This window comes from Nocardia sp. NBC_01499, from assembly GCF_045040275.1.
GTDB lineage: Bacteria > Actinomycetota > Actinomycetes > Mycobacteriales > Mycobacteriaceae > Nocardia.
Map to the genome: position 1 here is coordinate 5,196,869 of NZ_CP109426.1, position 19,623 is coordinate 5,216,491.

18 protein-coding genes are annotated in these 19,623 nt (G+C 65.4%); 8 read left to right on the plus strand and 10 right to left on the minus strand.

The features are described 5' to 3' along the window. Positions 1 to 125: 125 nt before the first annotated feature. Positions 126 to 1,346 (minus strand): cytochrome P450, encoded by a 1,221-nt coding sequence (locus OG203_RS23735; RefSeq protein WP_405159478.1) that lies wholly within the window; start codon positions 1,344 to 1,346, stop codon positions 126 to 128. Between the two features lie 10 nt (positions 1,347 to 1,356). Then, positions 1,357 to 2,625 (minus strand): cytochrome P450, encoded by a 1,269-nt coding sequence (locus tag OG203_RS23740; RefSeq protein WP_405159479.1) that lies wholly within the window; start codon positions 2,623 to 2,625, stop codon positions 1,357 to 1,359. An 862-nt stretch (positions 2,626 to 3,487) separates the two neighbouring features. Between OG203_RS23740 and OG203_RS23745 the strand changes: the two genes are divergently transcribed. The 3 genes from OG203_RS23745 to OG203_RS23755 are packed head-to-tail and all read left to right on the plus strand — an operon-like array spanning position 3,488 to position 4,656. After that, complete coding sequence (locus OG203_RS23745) at positions 3,488 to 3,751, plus strand: hypothetical protein (protein WP_405159480.1); 264 nt, start codon at positions 3,488 to 3,490, stop codon at positions 3,749 to 3,751. A gap of 22 nt (positions 3,752 to 3,773) precedes the next feature. Then, on the plus strand, positions 3,774 to 3,974 hold the full coding sequence (locus tag OG203_RS23750) for a GNAT family N-acetyltransferase (protein ID WP_405167980.1): 201 nt from the start codon (positions 3,774 to 3,776) through the stop codon (positions 3,972 to 3,974). 40 nt (positions 3,975 to 4,014) lie between these two features. Further along, entirely contained in the window at positions 4,015 to 4,656 is a 642-nt protein-coding gene (locus OG203_RS23755) for a class I SAM-dependent methyltransferase (protein WP_405159481.1), read from the plus strand. A gap of 23 nt (positions 4,657 to 4,679) precedes the next feature. Here the strand turns inward: OG203_RS23755 and OG203_RS23760 are convergent, their stop codons facing one another. Continuing rightward, on the minus strand, positions 4,680 to 6,710 hold the full coding sequence (locus OG203_RS23760) for a WS/DGAT domain-containing protein (protein ID WP_405167981.1): 2,031 nt from the start codon (positions 6,708 to 6,710) through the stop codon (positions 4,680 to 4,682). Positions 6,711 to 6,918: 208 nt separating this feature from the next. Here OG203_RS23760 and OG203_RS23765 point away from each other — a divergent pair, with 208 nt between their 5' ends. Beyond that, positions 6,919 to 8,574, plus strand: coding sequence for a cytochrome bc complex cytochrome b subunit (locus tag OG203_RS23765; RefSeq protein WP_405159482.1), 1,656 nt, complete (start codon positions 6,919 to 6,921; stop codon positions 8,572 to 8,574). Positions 8,575 to 8,717: 143 nt separating this feature from the next. On the opposite strand, the gene OG203_RS23770 is transcribed toward OG203_RS23765, so the two are convergent. Beyond that, complete coding sequence (locus OG203_RS23770; protein WP_357379921.1) at positions 8,718 to 8,927, minus strand: DUF397 domain-containing protein; 210 nt, start codon at positions 8,925 to 8,927, stop codon at positions 8,718 to 8,720. 419 nt (positions 8,928 to 9,346) lie between these two features. Here OG203_RS23770 and OG203_RS23775 point away from each other — a divergent pair, with 419 nt between their 5' ends. Genes OG203_RS23775 through OG203_RS23785 form a run of 3 tightly spaced genes read left to right on the plus strand, consistent with a single transcriptional unit; the run spans position 9,347 to position 11,592 of the window. Next, positions 9,347 to 9,832, plus strand: a complete 486-nt coding sequence (locus OG203_RS23775) for a DUF309 domain-containing protein (protein ID WP_405159483.1) — start codon at positions 9,347 to 9,349, stop codon at positions 9,830 to 9,832. A gap of 48 nt (positions 9,833 to 9,880) precedes the next feature. Beyond that, entirely contained in the window at positions 9,881 to 10,798 is a 918-nt protein-coding gene (gluQRS, locus tag OG203_RS23780; protein ID WP_405159484.1) for a tRNA glutamyl-Q(34) synthetase GluQRS, read from the plus strand. Between the two features lie 47 nt (positions 10,799 to 10,845). Then, the gene (locus OG203_RS23785) at positions 10,846 to 11,592 is read left to right on the plus strand and encodes an RDD family protein (RefSeq protein WP_405159485.1); all 747 of its coding nucleotides are present in this window, start codon (positions 10,846 to 10,848) and stop codon (positions 11,590 to 11,592) included. A gap of 220 nt (positions 11,593 to 11,812) precedes the next feature. On the opposite strand, the gene OG203_RS23790 is transcribed toward OG203_RS23785, so the two are convergent. Further along, the gene (locus OG203_RS23790; protein WP_405159486.1) at positions 11,813 to 12,376 is read right to left on the minus strand and encodes a DUF4190 domain-containing protein; all 564 of its coding nucleotides are present in this window, start codon (positions 12,374 to 12,376) and stop codon (positions 11,813 to 11,815) included. Positions 12,377 to 12,405: 29 nt separating this feature from the next. Between OG203_RS23790 and OG203_RS23795 the strand changes: the two genes are divergently transcribed. Next, positions 12,406 to 13,185 carry a queuosine precursor transporter gene (locus tag OG203_RS23795; RefSeq protein WP_405159487.1) on the plus strand — a complete coding sequence of 260 codons (780 nt, stop codon included), beginning with the start codon at positions 12,406 to 12,408 and terminating at the stop codon, positions 13,183 to 13,185. Positions 13,186 to 13,236: 51 nt separating this feature from the next. Here OG203_RS23795 and tgt read toward each other — a convergent pair whose 3' ends face one another. The 5 genes from tgt to OG203_RS23820 all read right to left on the minus strand — a co-directional run bounded on the left by tgt (position 13,237) and on the right by OG203_RS23820 (position 19,505). Continuing rightward, complete coding sequence (gene tgt, locus OG203_RS23800; RefSeq protein ID WP_405159488.1) at positions 13,237 to 14,481, minus strand: tRNA guanosine(34) transglycosylase Tgt; 1,245 nt, start codon at positions 14,479 to 14,481, stop codon at positions 13,237 to 13,239. 69 nt (positions 14,482 to 14,550) lie between these two features. Further along, positions 14,551 to 16,470, minus strand: a complete 1,920-nt coding sequence (locus tag OG203_RS23805; RefSeq protein ID WP_405159489.1) for an ABC transporter ATP-binding protein — start codon at positions 16,468 to 16,470, stop codon at positions 14,551 to 14,553. Next, complete coding sequence (locus OG203_RS23810; protein WP_405159490.1) at positions 16,467 to 18,200, minus strand: ABC transporter ATP-binding protein; 1,734 nt, start codon at positions 18,198 to 18,200, stop codon at positions 16,467 to 16,469. The genes OG203_RS23805 and OG203_RS23810 overlap by 4 nt, the downstream gene beginning before the upstream one ends. A gap of 156 nt (positions 18,201 to 18,356) precedes the next feature. Further along, on the minus strand, positions 18,357 to 18,866 hold the full coding sequence (locus OG203_RS23815; RefSeq protein ID WP_405159491.1) for an RrF2 family transcriptional regulator: 510 nt from the start codon (positions 18,864 to 18,866) through the stop codon (positions 18,357 to 18,359). 45 nt (positions 18,867 to 18,911) lie between these two features. Next, positions 18,912 to 19,505, minus strand: a complete 594-nt coding sequence (locus OG203_RS23820; protein ID WP_405159492.1) for a TetR/AcrR family transcriptional regulator — start codon at positions 19,503 to 19,505, stop codon at positions 18,912 to 18,914. Between the last annotated feature and the right edge of the window lie 118 nt (positions 19,506 to 19,623).

Below are 19,623 nucleotides of genomic sequence, written 5' to 3' on the forward strand. Positions count from 1 at the left end.
TCGAGATAGCCTGCTGCACTGTAGAATCTGGCGTTCCGGGGAGCCTTGCCGCCGGACCACGATCGCCGGAGATCAAGCAGGAATTGCGTGGGATGCCGTTGGTCGACACCCCACGCTGGTTGGACCTACCCCAGGTACACCGGCAACTGGCGGTGACCGTTGGAGACGAAGCTGCCGACAGGCTGTAGCTGCGCCGGATCTACCGCGAACCTCAGGTTCGGGAAGCGCTCGAAGAGGGCGGGGAGCGCGATCGCCGCTTCCAGGCGGGCAAGCGGGGCGCCGATGCAGTGGTGGGCGCCGTGGCCGAAGGACAGGTGGTCCTTGTTGGTGCGGTGTACGTCGAACTGGTCGGCCGTCGGGCCGTGCAGGTTCGGGTCACGTCCTGCGCCCGCGTAGGAGGCGAGGATGGCCTCCCCCTTGGGGATTCGGATGTCGCCGATGTCGATGTCGTCGACGGCGTAGCGCAGCGGCAGGTGCGCGACCGGCGCCTCATAGCGCAGCGTCTCCTCCACCAGATCCGACCAGGGCACCCGGCCCTCGACCACATCGGCACGCTGTTCGGGGTGGGTCAGCAGCGCGAAGATCGCCTGGTCGAGCAGGTTGACCGTGGTCTCGTGACCCGCGTTGATGACCAGCATCAGGGTGTCGACGAGTTCCTTCTCGGACAGCTTCGAGCCGTCCTCTTCGGCCCGGGTGGCGATCAATACGCTGGTGACGTCGTCGCCGGGGTGCTCGCTCCGGTAGGCGACGAGTTCGCTGACGAGCCGGTACATCTCGAGGTAATTGGCTTGCGCCTGTTCGGGAGTGAACGAGGTGTCGAAGAACCCGTCGACGCATTTGTGCAGGCCGCCGCCGAGATGTTCCGGCACACCCATCATTTCGGTGATCACCTGGATCGGCACCGGGTACGCGAATCCCGCACGCAGGTCTACTGATTCGCCGGGCAGCGTGGCCGCCAGCGCGTTCAACAGGTTTTCGGTGATCGCCTCGATCCTCGGCCGCAGCGCCGTGGTGCGGCGGTGGGTGAACGCGGGCGAGACCAGTTTCCGCAGCCGCCGATGGTCGGCACCGTAGGCGGTGAACATGTTGTCCACCGCGACCCACGGCAGCAACGGCCACGCCTCGGTGATCTCGCCGTTGATGAACGAAGACCAATGCTGCCGAGGATCTTTGGACACGCGCGGATCCGCAAGCAGGCTCTTGAGCACCGCGGCGTCGGTGGCCGACCACGCGGGCACGCCGCCGGGTAATGCGACTACGGCGACGGGTCCGCGCGCACGGATTCGCGCGGACTCGCCTTGGATGTCGGCACCGGTCGTGTCCAGAACTATCGGTTCATGCTCCATCGGACGCTCCTTACATCATGTTCAACGGAGGGGACTTGGGGAAGACGACCGGCAGTGCCGCGACCGCGCGGTGGAAAGGCCCTGGCCGCCAATCCAATTCGGCCGCTGGCACGGCGAGTTCCAGCTCCGGGATGGCGTCGAGCAGCTGATCGATGGCGTCCTGCACGATCAGGTACGCGACGGACTTGGCCGGGCAGGCATGCGGTCCGGCGGCCCACGCCAGGTGCGAGCGGTTGCCGGCGCGGTCGCCGCCGCGGATCTCGGGGTCGTTGTTGCAGCCCGCGAGGCTGATCAGGACCGGCTGATGGGCGGGCAACCAGTTGTTGTCGATCAGGATCGGCTGCCTCGGGTACGAGGTGCAGAAGTTCGCCATCGGCGGATCGTTGAACAGGACCTCGTCGAGGGCGTCGCGGGTCGACAGGCTGCCGCCGAGGACGTCGCCGCCGAAGCGATCGTCGGTGACCATCAGCAACAGGGTGTTGATGATCAGGTTCTGCTGCGGTTCGATGCCAGCGCCGTAGAAACTGATGAGCTGGCACAGCATTTCGGTGTCGTCGAGGTCGGTCGGGTGATGCGCTAGTCGGGAGGTGACGTCGTCGCCGGGCTCCGCGCGGCGCAGGCCGATCAGTTCCAACAGCGCCTCGCTGAGCATCTGCATGCCCTGCGCGGCGTTGACGGTGTCGAACAGCGCGGCCATGCCGGTCGCGACCCGCTGGCCCAGTTCCGCTGAGCAGCCGACCATTTGGTTGAGCACCTCGAAGACCAGCGGGAACGCGTACTGGGTGACCAGGTCGGCCGAGCCGGTCTCGCAGAAGGTGTTGATCAGCGGGATGGCGATCTGCTCGACGGTGGAATGCAGGGCGTGCAAGTCGATTCCGTCGATGGCCGCGGTGTAGGCCTGCCGATAGCGCGCGTGCGCGGCGCCGCTGTTGCGCAGTGCGTTCGGGTACCACTCCATCATCGGTTTGATGGGTGAGTCGTCGGGGATGTGCTGCTGCCAGGTGCGTGGGTCAGCCGGAAAGTGTTCGGGGTCGTTGAGGATTCGCAGTGCAGCCTGGTAGCCGACCACCAAGGTGGCTGGCACATCCGGGGCCAGCTCGATCGGCACCAGCGAGCCGTATTGACGGCGCATCTCGGCGTAGGCGCGATGCGGGTCGGCGGCGAACTCCGGGGTGTGCAGCAGCACTCGGGGGCCATCGGTATCGATGGGTGACCCGTGCTGGACGGGGCAGACCCCGGGCGCGGCGGTGTCGGATGCGGCGAAGGATGACGTGGTCAAGGACGTGACTCCAGACGGTGGGTGCGCGGGCACGCGGCTCGGTCTCGTGCCTCGGGAAAGGTCGGAGGTGTATCAGGTTTCACCCGACCATAGGTGACCACTGCTAACGAGTGCACGTCGAGGACCGGAACGCTGTGCGGCAACCGTGGATTCACCGTCGCCCCCTCGCAGTCCCTGCAGGACACGCGTTTTCGCCGGTCGAACGCCGATCGAAGCCGGTAGGCCCTGCCAGCCGTCCAGGATATGACGGCTGACCCACGGTAGCAGTATTGAGACAAAGTCTCTCTCTATGTGGCAACAGGTTTCAGGTGTTGCGGAGCCGCGAATAGGTTGCGCTACCAGGGATTAGTTCAGTGTCCGAGTAGGACGGAATCTACGAATGCTTAACGACCCAGCTGGTTCTCGACAGCAGTTCGCCGCAGCTCCGATCCTTCTGCGGTATCGGTGCTGACCGAAACAGAAGGGGCCACAGTGGAATCCATCGGTCAGCGCGAACTGACAGTCTCAGACCAGTTTGGGTTGCGGCCGGTGATCGCGACGATCCGGTCGATCAGCATGGCATCGTCGGATGTCTCGACGGCGGGGCCCCGAACTAATTCCGGCGGCTCTTCCCGCCACCTCTCCGCGCGCTGTCGAGGGGGAAATGGTGGCGGAGGTCTCTCGACAAACGCCGCCACCATGTCCCTCTCGACGAACGACAGTGCGGAGGCGGCTGTTCGGGCCGTACTTTTTCCAGCTGCGGAGCCGTTGAGAGTCGGGCGGTCGCTGGCGAGCTGGGTGACAACGGGGTCGCGGGAGCTGGACAGGGTCGCGCCTGCGAATTCCGTTGACCAGGGCTTAGCTGTCCGGGAGGCTCGCTGCGGTGCACAGGAATACGGAGTCGGTCAGGCTCGAGGCGCTAACGGAGGACAACCTCGGGCTGCTACTCGATGCGGCGGTTGCCGACGCGGATCCGCTGGAGGTGATGCCGCCGGTGGGTGGTGAGCCGGGGTGGAATGCGGAGTGTCAGCGGGCGTTTCTCGAATTTCATCGCGGGCGGGCGCTGTTGGTGGACGCGCCGGTGGAATACACGTATCTGATCGTGGTGGGTGGCCGGGTTGTGGGGGGCGGCCCGGTTGCAGCCTGATGCGGATGGGTTCGAGGCGGGGGTGTGGATCGGGCGCTCGGATCGTGGGCGTGGTGTGGGTCGGGCGGTGGCGGAGCAGCTGCGGGCGGTTGCCGCGGCGATCGGTGCGCGTCGGGTTGTCGCGATTACCACGGTCGAGAATTCGGCGGCGCGCAGGCTGCTCGGGGCGGCGGCGTCGACGGTCAGCGGTGACACGGTCACGGCGACGTTAGACCTCGAGTAGTGCTGTTGGTGTTCGGAAATGCTGTGGCAGAGTGGGCTTGATGGCTGGAATCGAATGGCAGCACAACAGCTTCTACCACCGGTTTCTCCTGCGACAGTTGCCGAGCCCGTGCGCGCGGGTGCTGGATGTCGGATGTGGGGCAGGTGCGTTCGCGGTCGAGCTGGCGCGGCATGCCGAACAGGTCGATGCCATCGATCGGTCACCGGTGATGATCGACGCCGCGAAGCAGGCGACGCCTGGCAATGTCACCTGCATTCTGGGGGACGTACTGGAGCAGTCGCTGCCCGCGGCGAGCTACGACGCGATCGTGTCGATCAGCACGCTGCACCATATGCCGCTAGAGAAGGTCTTGCCGGTGTTGGCCGCAGCGCTGCGACCAGGCGGGGTTCTCGCCGTCGTCGCGCTGCCACGAGCTGACCTACCTCGGGAACTTCCGGTCGAGCTCTTGGCGGCGGCTGGTCACCGGGCTCTCGGAGTCGCGTTCGCGGTTCTCCGGAGACTCGGGCGCGGGAATTGGCATGCCAACGAGCCGAGCCATGATGCGATGCCGGTCGTACTCGATCCGCCGCTGACGACTCGTCAGGTGCGGCAACAGGCCACCACGATGCTTCCCGGGGCGCGGGTGCGGCGGCGGGTTTACTGGCGGTATTCGCTGGTGTGGCACAGACCCGCCGACGGTTAGGTTCGAATTAGGCTGTAGCGCAATCACTTCAAGGTTCGTGCTGCCTCGTTCAATGCGGCGCGCAGCAGTTCGGTGTAAGCGTCGAGATCCGGAACTGTCGCGGCGTCGGCATGGAGTGAGATCGTCACGGTGTCGCCGAGTCCGTGGACGCCGTGGGTCAGGCGCATGACCGAGCCGATCGCGGGGAAGCCGCCGGTGAAGCGGACTCGGCCGCCGCCGAAGGTGAGGTTCGCCGGGCCGCGGTGGACGCTGGAGACGACGGTGTGACCGGCGATGGCGTCGGGAACCGTGTCGAGGGGGTAGCGGGCGATATCGCGGCGAAGCAGCGGGGCGGGGACGACGGCGGTGACGCGATCCTGGGCCGTCAGCAACGGGTGCTGCGCTCGCACGCGCCGATCGGCCATGGTCGCGGCGATTTTGTCCGCACGTAGGCGGAGGTCTGGTTCGTCGATGAACAGGTCGACGCTGAGGCTGCGGTAGTTGTTGCGCGCGTTGGGCGTTGCGGTCGCGGACAGCGCCATCGGCACCTGCGCGCCGAGCCGCCGCACCGAACCACCCCGCCCGTCGAGGTAACGCGCGAGCGCGAGCGACACGGCGGTCAATACGACAACGGTCACCGTGCGTCCGGGAACACGCAATGCCGCCGCCTCGCACACGATCATCCGCACCTGATGCGACGAATTCGCCTCCATCGCAGCCTGATTGACCAGGCAGGGCGGAAAGTCCGGCCCAGGCGGCGGCAGCTCCCCCGCCGCCGTGCGCTCGGCAAGCTCCCGCTGGGCTCGAAATGCCTGGTAGCCACGAACAGCCGTCCGTGCCAGCCGAATCGGCAGCAGAGGCAACGCCAACGCCACAGCAACCGGCGAGGGCATCACCGACCCAGTCGGAACGCGAACTGCCGAATGTCCAATCCTGGCAGCCGATCCCATATCGAATGCGTGGAGGCCGAGCGCCCGTGCCCGCCTCGCCAACCTGAGGATGGGATCAGCGCCAGTCGATTTCAGCAGGCCAACGGCGGACGGCGCCGAATCCGATAGTGCGGCAGTTGGTCTCGATTCGACCGCCTCGGCATCGAGCGACCCCGCCCACGTCACCAATGCGGTCAGCGCACGGGCGCCGGGAAGACGACCGGTACGAGGTGCACCCACCACAGACTTCGGTGCGGCCTCCAGGTTCGCCGCGGCGAACAGTGTCCGGGCGATCTCGGCGGCACGCCGCCCATCGGCGAGAGCGTGCGACATCTGCAGAACCACTACCAGCGCCGGGCCCGAATCATCCTGTCCTGGTGAACTTCCCAGGTCGTCGGGTTCCTGCGTAAACCGCACATCGCCCTGCTCCAGCGGAAACCCCGATCCGCTCGCCCCCAACGCAGATCCCATGCGCTCTTGCCCTGCCGTACTCCCCGAGCCGTCCCGTCCGGGCGTAAGCCCTTGTGCGCCCTGCTCCAGCGGAATCCCCGGGTCGGTCGCGCCCAGCGCAGGTTCCACGCGCTTCTGCCCTGCACATCCGGGGCCGTCTGGTTCTGGCGTAAGTCCCTGCTCCAGCGGCAGGTCTGATCCGCTCGACCTCAGCGCAGATCCCCCGCGCTCCTCCGCTGATGTACTTCCCGGGCCGTCCTGTCCGGACGTAAGCCCTCCTGCGCCCTGTTCCAACGGGAGTCCCGGGTCGGTCGCGCCCAGCGCAGGCCCCATGGGCGCGGGCGCATCGACGATGCCGCGGAACACGTGTAATCGCCATGGTCGGTCGGCTGCGTTCACGCCGGTGTTGGTCAATTCGCCGAGTGCGGTCTGTAAATGTGCCCAATTTGGTTCTGGCAGTACGTGTTCGATGAACTGGTTGGCGGCGAAATCGCATCGTACCCATGCCGGGTAGTCGAGGTCGCGCGGCACGTTGCGCGCCCTGACGCGCAGGTCGGCGATGGTTGCGCTGCGTTCGGCGACGGAGACACGCAGGTCGGCGGTGGGGCGGTCGGTGTCGGTGAAGCAGTAGAGCAGGAACAGGTCGTTGCGAGTACGGGCCGATAGCCAGTACATCGTCGCGTCCTGCGGCTGCATCGAACTCACCATCCGACAGTATCGAATCCGGCGGGCCCAGGTTGGGTGGGTTGAGGGCGGCGGGCGAGGGCCTCATTTCGAGGGACTCGGCCGAGCCGAATGATCTTGATCCGCAAGTGAATCGGGGAAATCCTATCGATTCGGGCCGAAGTCCTTGCTACCGTCTGTAGTAGAACGCATACCACTCTCCAGGGGCGGGGTGTCGACCATGTCAACTCAACTCGGTCGCAAGGTCAGCGCGCAGGCGAATTCTGCCGATGAGCGATATCAGGCCGCGAACTTTCTGAAGCGGTCGATCAACAAGGTCTTTCCGACGCACTGGTCGTTTCTGCTCGGCGAGATCGCGCTGTACAGCTTCATCATCCTGTTGCTGTCGGGCGTGTATCTGACCTTGTACTTCGATCCGTCGATGACCGAGGTCGTCTATAACGGCTCCTACCAGCCGTTACGCGGCGTGACCATGTCGCGGGCGTACGAGACCGCGCTGAACATCTCGTTCGAGGTGCGTGGCGGGTTGTTCGTGCGACAGGTACATCACTGGGCCGCACTACTTTTCGCGGCGTCGATCATCGTGCACCTGTTCCGGGTGTTCTTCACCGGCGCGTTCCGCAAGCCGCGCGAGGCGAACTGGGTGATCGGCTCGCTGCTGCTGATCCTGGCGATGTTCGAGGGCTACTTCGGCTACTCGCTGCCCGACGACCTACTCTCGGGGACCGGCCTGCGTGCGGCGTTCTCGTCCATCACGCTCGGCCTACCGGTGATCGGCACCTGGATGCACTGGCTGATGTTCGGCGGCGACTATCCGGGCATCATCATCATTCCGCGACTGTTCATCGCACACGTGCTGCTGTTCCCCGGCATCATGCTCGCGCTGATCGCGGCGCACGTCGCACTGGTCTGGTATCAGAAGCACACCCAGTTCCCCGGCCCTGGCCGCACGGAGAACAACGTGGTCGGCGCGCGCATCGTGCCGGTGTTCTCGCTGGATCAGGGCTCGTTCTTCGCGTTCACCCTCGGCATCGTGGCCCTCATGGGCGGTCTGCTGCAGATCAACCCGATCTGGAACATGGGGCCGTACAACCCCTCGCAGATCTCCGCGGGTTCGCAGCCGGACTTCTACATGATGTGGACCGACGGCATGATGCGCCTCATCCCGCCGTGGGAGCTGTATCTGGGCCGCTACACGGTGCCTGCGCCGGTGTGGGGTGCGCTGATCATGGGTTTGGTGTTCACGGTGCTGATCACCTATCCATGGATCGAGAAACGGCTGACCGGCGACACCGCGGTGAATCACAACCTGCTGCAGCGCCCGCGTGACGTGCCGGTGCGCACCGCGATCGGTGCGATGTCGATCGCGTTCTACGTGGTGCTCACGCTGTCGTGCGTGAACGACATCGTCGCCTACAAGTTCAACATCTCGCTCAACGCGACGACCTGGTCCGGCCGGATCGGCATTCTGGTGATCCCGCCGCTCGCCTACTTCGTGGCCTATCGAATCTGCCTTGGCCTGCAGCGCAGTGACCGCGCGGTGCTGGAGCACGGCGTCGAGACGGGCGTGATCAGGCGGCTGCCGCACGGTGAGTACATCGAGCTGCATCAGCCGCTCGGCCCGGTGGACGAGCACGGGCACCCGGTCCCGCTGGAGTACCAGGGAGCACCGGTGCCGAAGAAGATGAGCAAGCTCGGCCTGGCGGGTAAGCCGGGGACCGGCAGCTTCTTCCGTGCCGATCCGTGGCAGGAGTCCGAGGGCAATCACGAGGCCGACCACAGGGAAGAGCGTCGGCAGCTCGCGGTGCTGCGCAATTACCAGGAACGCGATAGCCAGGACGGTAACGGCTCGGGCGGTAACGGCTCAGCCCGATAGCCGACGACCAATAGCTGACGGGCGCGCATTATCTCTACACGCAAGTATTCGGACGCCGGAAACCCCGGTGTCCGAATATTGCGAAGGCCCCGAGTCCGTGCCGACCCGGGGCCCGTAGTGCCTGTTCAGGCGACCTGCTGTTATCAGGCGCGCCCGAACTCCCCCTGCGCTACTCCGGTTAGAAATGCATCCCACTGACCCGGGGCAAACGCCAGCACCGGGCCATATCCGTTGTCCTTGGTGTCACGGACCGCGATTTTGCCGTCGACTAGAAAGGCGACTTCCACACAGTTTCCATCGGGGCCGCTGTATGTGCTCTTGCGCCACACAGCATCCGTCAAATCAACCTCCACGGCACTAGCTCCTTTGCTGCGTCGAGAACGAGATTTCTTCTGACATCGTTCTAACTAGCACCGGCACCCGGCCAAGCAACGCCGAATCCCCTGTGCGCCTATCGGAAGCGCGCAACCACACGGTGCGTCGTTATCGCACTGTACGTCGGGGCGAATTCACCCCACGAGGTTGCCCCCGCGCGATAAACACTAGCAGCTCTATCGAAAGTTTGCCCGTCTCTTGCTTATTAAATCATCGCAACTGCCAAGGTTGCGAAGTTAAAATGTTGCGGAAACATTGCCAGCAGCTAGAGACCATTCCGTTGATCGGTCAACCGCAAACTTTTCGGCCGATGTGATTGCTCTGTGATCAGCGATTGTTTCCTGCCGCGGACACTGACCCATCGACGCCACCACCGAGGCCGGGCATGATGGAAGTCATGGTTGACCGCGATCGCGACGACGCAGGTCGCGCCCTTAACTCTCGTCCGCGTGACCGATTGGGCCGTCCGCTACCGCCAGGCAGTGCCGGAGTTGCCCGAATTCCCGACGATCTGGACCTGTCACCGCGGCAAACCCTCACCTTCGCTCAGCAACTGCTGGACGACGGTTTGGCATTCAACGCGCACGAGGTATTAGAGGCCGCGTGGAAGAACGGGCCGTTCGCCGAACGGATGCTGTGGCAGGCGCTCGCCCAACTCGCTGTCGGTGTCACACACATCCAACGCGGTAATCCGAAGGGCGCGCGCACCCTGCTGACCCGCGCGGTCACCCGGCTGACCGAGTACCAACCGGAGGACGGCACGCAGGCGCCCTACGGCATCGACCGCACCGGACTGATCGCCTACTCCCAGGCACTGGTCGACGCCCTGGACGCGCAGACGCCGATCTCGCCGACGGAGCTGACGCCGCGGCTGCGGGCCTGATATCTACGATGGGCACCGTGTCGATGTCATCCCGCCCGCGCCGGACCCGTGCCTGAACTCGGCGCGGGACGGTACGCGCCGAGCCCGTCCGGGGATCTGCACGTTGGCAATCTGCGCACGGCGCTGCTCGCCTGGGCGTTCGCCCGCTCGACCGGGCGGCGCTTCCTGATCAGGGTCGAGGATTTGGATCGGGTGCGACCGGGCGCCGAGCAGCGACAGCTGGACGATCTGGCGGCGATCGGGCTCGACTGGGACGGTCCCGTGTTCCGGCAGTCCGAACGACTCCCGTATTACCAGGCCGCCATCGATCGGCTCACCGCCGCCGGGCACACCTATGAATGTTTCTGCACGCGAAGAGAAATCCAGCAGGCGGCGACGGCGCCGCACGGTCCGCTCGGCGCCTACCCTGGCACCTGCCGCACCCTGACCGACCAGGAGCGCGTCAAGTTTCGCGAGGAGGGCCGTCCGGCCGCGCTGCGCTTGCTCGCCGCCGCAACCGAATTCGAGATCGTCGACGACCTGCACGGACGCTACCGCGCCCCGGTGGACGACGTGGTGCTGCGGCGCGGCGACGGCATTCCCGCCTATAACCTCGCCGTCGTGGTCGACGACGCGGCGCAGGGCGTCGACCAGGTGGTGCGCGGCGACGACCTGCTACCGTCCACCCCGCGTCAGGCCTATCTCGCTACGCTGCTCGATCTTCCGGTACCGCATTACGCGCACGTTCCGCTGGTACTCAACGCTGAAGGCCAACGTCTGGCAAAGCGCGACGGCGCGGTGACCCTCGCCGATCAACGCGCGCTCGGCAACACGCCGGACCAGGTGGTCGCCGCACTCGCCCATTCACTCGGCTATGCGGCAACTTCGGCGGCGGAGTTGCTCGACAGCTTCGACCCGGCACATCTGCCACGCGAACCGTGGATACTCGACGGGAATGGGTTGTTGCAACGCAGTCGATGTCCGTAACGTACGCATTCGTCCAACTACTGATCACTCGACGAGGACAAACAACTATGACAAGCGGTGGGTACGACCCCAACCAATATCCGCAGGGCGGGCAGCCGTATGGGCAGCCGTACCCCCAAGGCGGCCAGCAACATCCACAAGGCGGTCAGCAGTATCCGCAGGGCGGGCAACAGTTCCCGCAGGGCGGCCAGCAATTCCCGCAGGGCGGCCAGCCGCAGTACGGACAGCAGCCCCAGTACGGACAGCAGCCCCCGCAGTACGGGCAGCAGCCGCCGCAATACGGCCAGCAGCCGCAGTACGGACAGCCGCAGGACCAGTACGGCCAGTACCCGCAGCAGCCGGGCGGCTTCAACAACTACGGTGGCCAGCCCGCTGACCTGCTGACCCGCTTCGGCGCCCGCGTCATCGACGGCATCATCAGCGGCATCCCGGCTGGCATCATCTACTGGGTGATCACCATCGGGATCGGCGGCGTCACCGGTGCCATCCTCGGCACCGTCGTCGCCTACGCGCTGATGACCGGCTACTACGTGCTGATGGAGACGTCCCAGGGTGCCACCCTCGGCAAGAAGATCCTCGGCCTCAAGGTGCTCGCGCCCGGTGGCGCGGCGAAGATCGACCCGGTGACCTCGCTCAAGCGCAACCTGTTCGTCGCTTTGAACATCGTCTACTGCATCGGCGCGATCGCCTCGTTTTTCCTGGCGATCTACATCGCGGTGACCATCGAGCAGGACCCGAACAAGCAGGGCTGGCACGACAAGTTCGCCGGCGGCACCCAGGTCGTCAAGGGCTGACCGTCTTCGAGCTCCAAACATCAAGTGGGTGTGCGCTTTTCAGCGCACACCCACTTTGCATTTCCAAGAAAGAACCGCAAGTCCCCAGTTCTCGGGGCAATGGCATTCGGACGTTAATAGCGTTCGGCATTTAAGTGAATTACGGCACTGACAACATGGGGACCGAATAAACACGAGGCGCACCCGGTATCGGGTGCGCCTCAGGTGTTTTCAGCGGTCGCTATGAGCTGGAGAATCCGGCGATGATCACCACGGCGAACCACAGGACCGCGAGCACGATCGCGCCGACACCGATCCAGATGCCCGCGAGCGCCATGCCGCGACCCTCCTGACCGGACTGCTTGATCTGGTTCAACGCGATGACGCCGAGGATGATCCCGACGATCGTGCCGAGACCGCAGGTGACGAAACCGGCAAGCGAGGAGATCAGCGCGCCGATCGCCAGGCCGTTGGTGCCCTGCTGCTGCGGCATCCCGTACGGCTGATAAGCGGGCTGGTAGGCGTAGTTCGGCTGCTGGCCGAACGATTGCTGCGGCTGGCCATACGGCTGCTGGGGTTGCTGCGCATACTGTTGCTGCGGCTGCTGGTAGCCCGGGTACTGCTGCTGCGGCGGCGGTGTCATGGGCTGGGCGGGTTGCTGCGGGTATTGCGGTGCCGACGGGTACCCCGATGGCTGTTCAGCGTTCGGGTATTGCGGAACCGAGCTCTGCGCACCGGATTCCGGCGATACGCCCTGGCCGCCGTACTGTTTCCACCATTCGTCGGAATCGCCGGGATTCGTCATTGCTACAGGGTATTCCACAACCTGGTTGGATGAAGCGCGTGAGTCAGACGACGAAACCCGAAGTCCCAGAACCTGGGCACCCCGCGCCGGAACATGCGGCATTCGCCCAGGTGGCGCGGGGGTACTATCCGCAGGTCGTGGCGTTGTTCACCGCGACGTTGATCATCTCGAATATCTGCGCTACCAAAGGTGTGCAGTATTTCACCGACCATTCGGTCAAGCTCGGCCCCATCGAGATCCTGCCGATCACCACCGACGGCGCCTGGTTCCTGTTCCCCCTCGCCTACATCATCGGCGACGTGCTCAGTGAGGTCTACGGCTTCCGCGCCGCCCGCCGTGCCATCTACTTCGGCTTCGGCATCCTGCTGCTGATGGTGGTCTGCCTCGAGATCGCCATCTGGCTACCCGCCGCCCAGTTCTATGACGGCCAGCAGTCGTTCCACGATGTCCTCGGGCACACACCGCAACTCGTCGCCGCGGGCCTGGTCGGCTACTTCGTCGGTGAGATGCTCAACTCGGCGACGCTGGTGCTGATCAAGGAGCGGACCAAGGAGCGGCACCTGTGGGCGCGGCTGATCGGCTCGACCGTGGTCGGCGAACTCGGCGACACCCTGCTGTTCTGCTCGATCGCGGCCAGCGCCATCGGCATCGACACCTGGGGACAATTCGTGAACTACGTGGTGGTCGGCTTCCTGTGGAAGACGCTCGCGGAGGTCATCGTGCTCCCGATCACCTATCGGGTGATCGCCTTCCTCAAAAAGAACGAGCCGACCTACGCTCCGCGCGAAACACCCGCGCTGGTCAGCTGATTCGCTGCCGCCCGCGATCCGGCACAGGTCAGGGTCGCGGGCGGCACGCAACTACGGCGTCGGAACGCGCCCCTTCCAGCGACCGAGCGTCTCGGCCTTGTGCTCATCGAAGTAGCCGCCCTCGATGCTCTCGCGGATCCGGTCGACCAGCCGAATCGTGTAGCGCTCGTTGTGGATTGTGCACAGGGTCGCCGCGAGGATCTCCTTGGCCTTGAACAGATGATGCAGGTAGGCGCGGGTGTAGTTGGCGCAGGTATAGCAGTCGCAGGTGTCGTCGATCGGGGTGAAGTCGCGCCGGAAACGACTGGTGTTGATGTTGAATCGGCCCTCGGCGACATAGATGGCGGCATTGCGGGCGACCCTGGACGGGTTCACGCAGTCGAAGGTGTCGGCGCCGTTCTCCACCGCCGTGAAGATGTCCTCTGGCTCGCTGATGCCGAGCATGTGCCTCGGCTTTGCCTCGGGCAGTTCGTCGCAGCACCAGCCGACGATGGTGCCGAGGTTGCTCTTTTCCAGCGCGCCGCCGATGCCGTAGCCGTCGAAACTGGTTCCCTCGCTGCCGCGCAGCGATTCCAGGCCGCGACAGGCCTTGCGCCGCAGGTCTTCGTACTGCGCGCCCTGGATCACGCCGAAAAGCGCCTGGTACGGACGATGTGTGCGGGCAGCGGTCAGTCGCTCGTGCTCGTCGAGGCAGCGCTGCGCCCACTCGTGCGTGCGCTGCAGCGAATTCTCTTGGTAGCCACGGGTATTGAGCAACGTGGTGAGCTCATCGAAGGCGAACATGATGTCGGCGCCGAGCTGATGCTGGATGCCCATGGACACCTCGGGGGTGAACCGATGCTTCGAGCCGTCCAGGTGCGAGCGGAAGGTGACGCCGTCGTCGTCGACGGTGGCCAGGCGCTCCTTGCCCTTGGCGATCACGTCGTCGCTGCGAACGTCCACCGCCTCCATCGCGAGCACCTTCTTGAAGCCGACGCCGAGCGACATCACCTGGAAGCCGCCGCTGTCGGTGAAGGTCGGCCCCGGCCAGTTCATGAACGTGCCGAGCCCGCCCGCCTCGTCCACGATGTCGGAGCCAGGCTGCAGGTAGAGGTGGTAGGCGTTGGCCAGCAGCGCCTGCGCGCCGATCTCCCGCATGGTCTCCGGCAGCACCGCCTTCACCGTCGCCTTGGTGCCGACCGGGATGAACGCGGGCGTGGCGATCGCGCCGTGCGGTGAGTTGATCACGCCCGATCGGCCGTGCCGCCCGTCGAGGCGAGTACCGACGGTGAACGAGAAGGAACCAGGGTCTGACACCCGAACATCCTCTCAGCAAGGCGAAAGCCGCCCCGCCGTGGTCGGCGAAGCGGCTCTCGGGTGCGCGGTTTACACCTCGGCGGAGGCCGCCGCGAACTGGGCGTTGTAGAGGCGGTAGTAGGCGCCGCGCTCCTCGAGCAGGCGTTCGTGCGTGCCGTGTTCGACGATGCGGCCCTGTTCCATGACGACGATCAGGTCAGCGTCGCGGATGGTGGACAGGCGGTGTGCGATGACGAAGCTGGTGCGGTCGCGGCGCAGGGCCGCGGTCGCGTGCTGCACCAGCAGTTCGGTGCGGGTATCCACCGAGCTGGTCGCCTCGTCCAGGATCAGGATGGACGGCTTCGCCAGGAACGCCCTCGCGATGGTGATCAGCTGCTTCTCGCCGGCGCTGACGCCGGAGCCCTCCTCGTCGATGACCGTGTCGTAACCCTCGGGCAGCGCGTGCACGAAGCGGTCGACATAGGCGGCCCGCGCGGCGGCGATGATGTCTTCCTCGCTGGCGTTCGGGTTGCCGTACGCGATGTTCTCCCGGATGGTGCCCTTGAACAGCCAGGTGTCCTGCAGCACCATGCCGATGCGGGACCGCAGGTTGTCGCGGGTGATCCGGGTGATGTCGACACCGTCGATGGTGATGGCGCCGGAGTCAAGCTCGTAGAACCGCATCAGCAGGTTGACCAGCGTGGTCTTGCCCGCGCCGGTCGGGCCGACGATGGCGACCACGTGGCCAGGCTCCGCGATGAGCGACAGCCGTTCGATCACCGGCTGCTCCGGTTCGTAGCGGAACGAGATGCCTTCGAACTCGACCTGCCCTCGGTCGACCGGCCTGGTGTCGGCCATGATCGGGTCCGGGCTCTGCTCCTCGGCGTCGAGGATCTCGAAGATCCGCTCGGCCGAGGCGACGCCGGACTGCAGCAGGTTGGCCATCGCGCCGATCTGGGTGAGCGGCTGGCTGAACTGACGCGAGTACTGGATGAAGGCCTGCACCTCACCGAGCGAGAGCTGACCTGTCGCGACCCGCAGGCCACCGACCAGCGCGACCAGCACGAAGTTCACGTTCCCGAGGAACATGATCGCTGGCATGATCAGCCCGGAGATGAACTGCGCCTTGAAGCTCGACTGGTAGAGCTCCTCGTTGCGCTTGTCGAACTCCGCGCCGACCTCGCGATTGCGGCCGAACGCGGTGACGATCTCGTGTCCGGTGTAGGCCTCCTCGACCTGCGCGTTCACCAGACCGGTGTTCTTCCACTGGTCGACGAAGTGCGGCTTGGAGCGTTTCGCGATCAGCGCGGTGACGGTGATGGCGGCGGGCACGGTGAGCAGGGCGATCAGCGCGAGCAGCGGCGAGATCCAGAACATCATGATCAGGATGCCGAGCACCGTGAACACCGAGACGATCAGCTGGCTCATCGTCTGCTGCAGGCTCTGCGAGACGTTGTCGACGTCGTTGGTGACCCGGCTGAGCACGTCGCCGCGCGGCTGGGAATCGAAGTAGCGCAACGGAAGTCGATGGATCTTGTCCTCGATGTCGCTACGCAGCCGCTTGACCGTCCGGTTGATCACCATGTTGAGCAGGAAGGCCTGTAACCAACCGAACACCGCGGCACCGATGTAGAGCGCGAGCACCACCGAGAGCACCCGGCCGACGGCGCTGAAGTCGACGCCGACGCCGGGGACGGCGTTCATGGCGCTGAGCATGTCGGCAAAGGTGTTGTCGCCCTTGGACCGCAGGTACTCGACCGCCTGGTCCTTGCTGGTTCCCGGCGGGAACTTCAGCTGCTTGCCGACCACGCCGTCGAAGACGAGGTTGGTCGCCTTGCCGAGCATGTACGGGCCGAGCGTGTTCAGCACGACCGAGGTGATGGCGAGCAGCACGACCAGCCAGACGAACTTCTTCTCCGGAGCGAGCCTGCGCAGCAGCCGCTTCAGCGACGGGCCGAACGACTTCGCCTTGGTATCCGGCGCACCGGGTCCCGGCATTCCTGGCCTCATCGCACCTCCTCCGCGCTCAGCTGGGATGACACGATCTCTTGGTATTCCTTACAGTCGCGCAGCAACTGTTCATGACTGCCGACGCCGGCCATCTCGCCGTCCTCGAGCACCACGATCTGGTCCGCGTCGCGGATGGTGGTAATCCGTTGCGCCACAATGATGACGGCGCTGTCCCTGGTCACCGGCCGCAACGCGTCGCGAAGCCTGGCGTCGGTCGCCTGGTCGAGCGCGGAGAACGAATCGTCGAACAGGTAGACGCGCGGCTGCTTCACCAGTGCCCGCGCGATGGCGATCCGCTGGCGCTGGCCACCGGAGACCGTGGTGCCGCCCTGGGCGACCGGAGTTTCCAAGCCCTGCGCCATCTCTCGGACGAAGTCGTCGGCCTGCGCGATCTCCAGCGCGCGCCACAGTTCCTCGTCGGTGGCGTCGGGATTGCCGTAGCGCAGGTTGCTGGCCACCGTCCCGGAGAACAGGTATGCCTTCTGCGGGATCAGGCCGATCTGTGCGCGCAGCAGCTCGAGGTCGATATGCCTGACATCGGTGCCGCCCAGGTAGACCGCACCGTCGGTGACGTCCATCAGCCGAGGAATGAGGTTGAGCAGCGTGGTCTTGCCCGAACCGGTGGCGCCGACAATCGCGGTGGTCGTGCCCGGTTTCACCTGGAACCGAATGGCTTTCAGCACCGGCTTCTCCGCGCCGGGGAAGGCGAATTCGGCGAACTGGAAGTCGACATCGGCCGGGTCGCCCTTGAACGGCTGCGGCAGCGGCGGCGGCACCACCGACGACTCGGTCTGCAGCACCTCCCCGATCCGGTCGGCGGAGACCGCGGCGCGCGGCGCCATCATGGCCAGGAACGAGGCCATCATCACGGCCATCAGGATCTGCATGATGTAGGACAGCATCGCGGTCAGCGAGCCGATCTGCATGGTGCCCGCGTCGACCGCGTGCCCGCCGAACCAGATCACCGCGACGGCGGTGAGATTGCTGATCAGCATGACAGTCGGGAACATCAGCGCCATCAGCCTGCCGACGCGCAACGCGGTATCGGTCAGCTCGGAGTTGGCGACGCCGAAGCGCCAGGTCTCCTGGCGTTCACGGACGAACGCGCGAACCACCCTGATACCGGTGATCTGCTCGCGCAGTACCCGGTTCACCTCGTCGATCCTGGTCTGCATATCCCGGAAGCCGGGCACCATCCTGCTGATGATGAAACCCATCGACAACCCGAGCACCGGCACCGCGATGAGCAGCAGCCAGGACAGGCTGAGATCCTCGCGCAGCGCCATGATGATGCCGCCGACGCACATGATCGGCGCCATCACCAGGATGGTCGCCGACATGGCGATGAGCAGCTGCACCTGCTGAATGTCGTTGGTGTTGCGGGTGATCAGCGACGGCGCGCCGAACATGCCGACCTCGCGCGCGGAGAAGGTGCCGACCCGATGCAGCAGCGCGCCACGCATATCGCGGCCAGCGCTCATCGCCGCCTGGGCGCCGAGGTACACCGAGCAGGCCGAGGCGACGATCTGCACGCCGGTGACCCCGAGCATGCGTAGCCCGGTGCTCCAGATATATCCGATATCGCCCTTGGTGACGCCGTTGTCGATGAGGTCGGCGTTGAGACTCGGCAGATACAACATCGCGATCACCGAGATCAACTGCAGCACAACGACCCCCGCCAGCTGGGCGCGGTAGGGGTACAGATAGGTGCGCAGAAGTCGAATCAGCATGATGAATCGCAGAATACCGGCGAACAGTGACGTGCGTCGCAAACATTTCTGACCAGCATAAATACCCTCCCGTCGAGGCGCTCGACAGCGCCTGCCGTCCAATTCAGCGGCCCTGGCACCTGATTCAGCGGGTGTGCTTTGTCTGATTCAGCGGGCCTAATTCAGCGGGCGCTCTCTACGCGCCCATGCGCCCGGGTCATTGGTGAGCGCGTCGACGAACTCGGGTAGCCGATTGTTGGCGACGTCGTCGATCGACACATTCTCCAGTACCGCACGAATATTCACGCGCAAGGCGATCCAGACACGCTGCAGGGATTCGGCCGCGCCCTGGTAGGTCACGTCCTCGGGACGCTCGCCGCGTACCGAGGCGAGCGGACCTTCGATCGCCCTGATCACATCGGCGACGGAGATCTCGGTGGCCGGGCGGGCCAGCCAGTAGCCACCGTCCGGACCGCGCCTGCTGATCACGAGATCGGCGCGGCGCAGGTCGCCGAGCACCGTCTCCAGCACCTTCGGCGGGATTCGCTGGGCCGTTGCGATGGCCTCGGCCTTCACCACGGGAGCGGCCTGCACGACGGGGCCGAGCAGGGCCGAGTTCAGCTGCGGTGCGCGGGTGATCTCGAGCAACGTCCGCACCGCGTAGTCGACCTTCGCGGTGATGTGCACAGCTTCTCCTGGCGTTTTCCGGTTGGTCCGTCGAGTAGCTGCAATCTACGCGCCCTCGCTCGCGGTGAGCACGCAGGTCGCCGCATCGAGCAGCGTGGTTTCCACCAGGGCGTCGTCGGCGCCCGGCGCGAACTCCCGCGACATCAGCGCGACGCCGAGCATCGCCAGTACCGCGCTCGCGCGGAGGATGGCCGCATCGGTGGCGTCCGGTCCGGCCAGCCATTCGCGCAGGGTCTTGTCGTCGTCGACGAGATCGGGATGCCGATCGGCCATGGCGTTGATGATGGTCACGGTGTCGCGCAGCACCAGCGCGCCCGCATCGCGGTGGTGCACCAGACCGCGGAGATAGTTACGCAATACGTCCCGGATGCCGTCGGCGTCGCGGGAGGCCTTGTCGAGATCGGCGACCACCGAACGCAAGTGATCGATGATCGGATCGATGATCGCGTGCAGCAGATCGAGCTTCGAGGCGTAGTGATAGTAGAGCGATGCCTTTGTGATTCCCACCGCATCCGCGACCTCGCGCAGGCTCGTCTGCTCGAATCCCTTGTCGCCGAATAGTTTCACCGCGGCGTCGCGGATCGCGGATTTCGTGCCTCGACCTGCGGCGACGCTGCCGGGGGTAGAACGCGCGGTCATCGGATGATCCTCTCACCATTCCTGCGCCGAGCTGACGGCGTCGGCAAAATAGAGGTTGCACCTCCGCTTAGGCCTCACATAGTCTACCTACCGCACGGTAGGCAGAAAGCGTCACGTG

Coding starts and splice junctions, on each gene's coding strand:
- OG203_RS23755 (WP_405159481.1), top strand. CDS start 4,015: ATGGCTGGAATCGAATGGCAGCACAACAGCTTCTACCACCGGTTTCTC.
- OG203_RS23760 (WP_405167981.1), bottom strand. CDS start 6,710: ATGCAGCCGCAGGACGCGACGATGTACTGGCTATCGGCCCGTACTCGC.
- OG203_RS23795 (WP_405159487.1), top strand. CDS start 12,406: ATGAAGCGCGTGAGTCAGACGACGAAACCCGAAGTCCCAGAACCTGGG.
- OG203_RS23790 (WP_405159486.1), bottom strand. CDS start 12,376: ATGACGAATCCCGGCGATTCCGACGAATGGTGGAAACAGTACGGCGGC.
- OG203_RS23810 (WP_405159490.1), bottom strand. CDS start 18,200: ATGCTGATTCGACTTCTGCGCACCTATCTGTACCCCTACCGCGCCCAG.
- OG203_RS23805 (WP_405159489.1), bottom strand. CDS start 16,470: ATGAGGCCAGGAATGCCGGGACCCGGTGCGCCGGATACCAAGGCGAAG.
- OG203_RS23765 (WP_405159482.1), top strand. CDS start 6,919: ATGTCAACTCAACTCGGTCGCAAGGTCAGCGCGCAGGCGAATTCTGCC.
- OG203_RS23775 (WP_405159483.1), top strand. CDS start 9,347: ATGGTTGACCGCGATCGCGACGACGCAGGTCGCGCCCTTAACTCTCGT.
- OG203_RS23735 (WP_405159478.1), bottom strand. CDS start 1,346: ATGGAGCATGAACCGATAGTTCTGGACACGACCGGTGCCGACATCCAA.
- OG203_RS23820 (WP_405159492.1), bottom strand. CDS start 19,505: ATGACCGCGCGTTCTACCCCCGGCAGCGTCGCCGCAGGTCGAGGCACG.
- OG203_RS23785 (WP_405159485.1), top strand. CDS start 10,846: ATGACAAGCGGTGGGTACGACCCCAACCAATATCCGCAGGGCGGGCAG.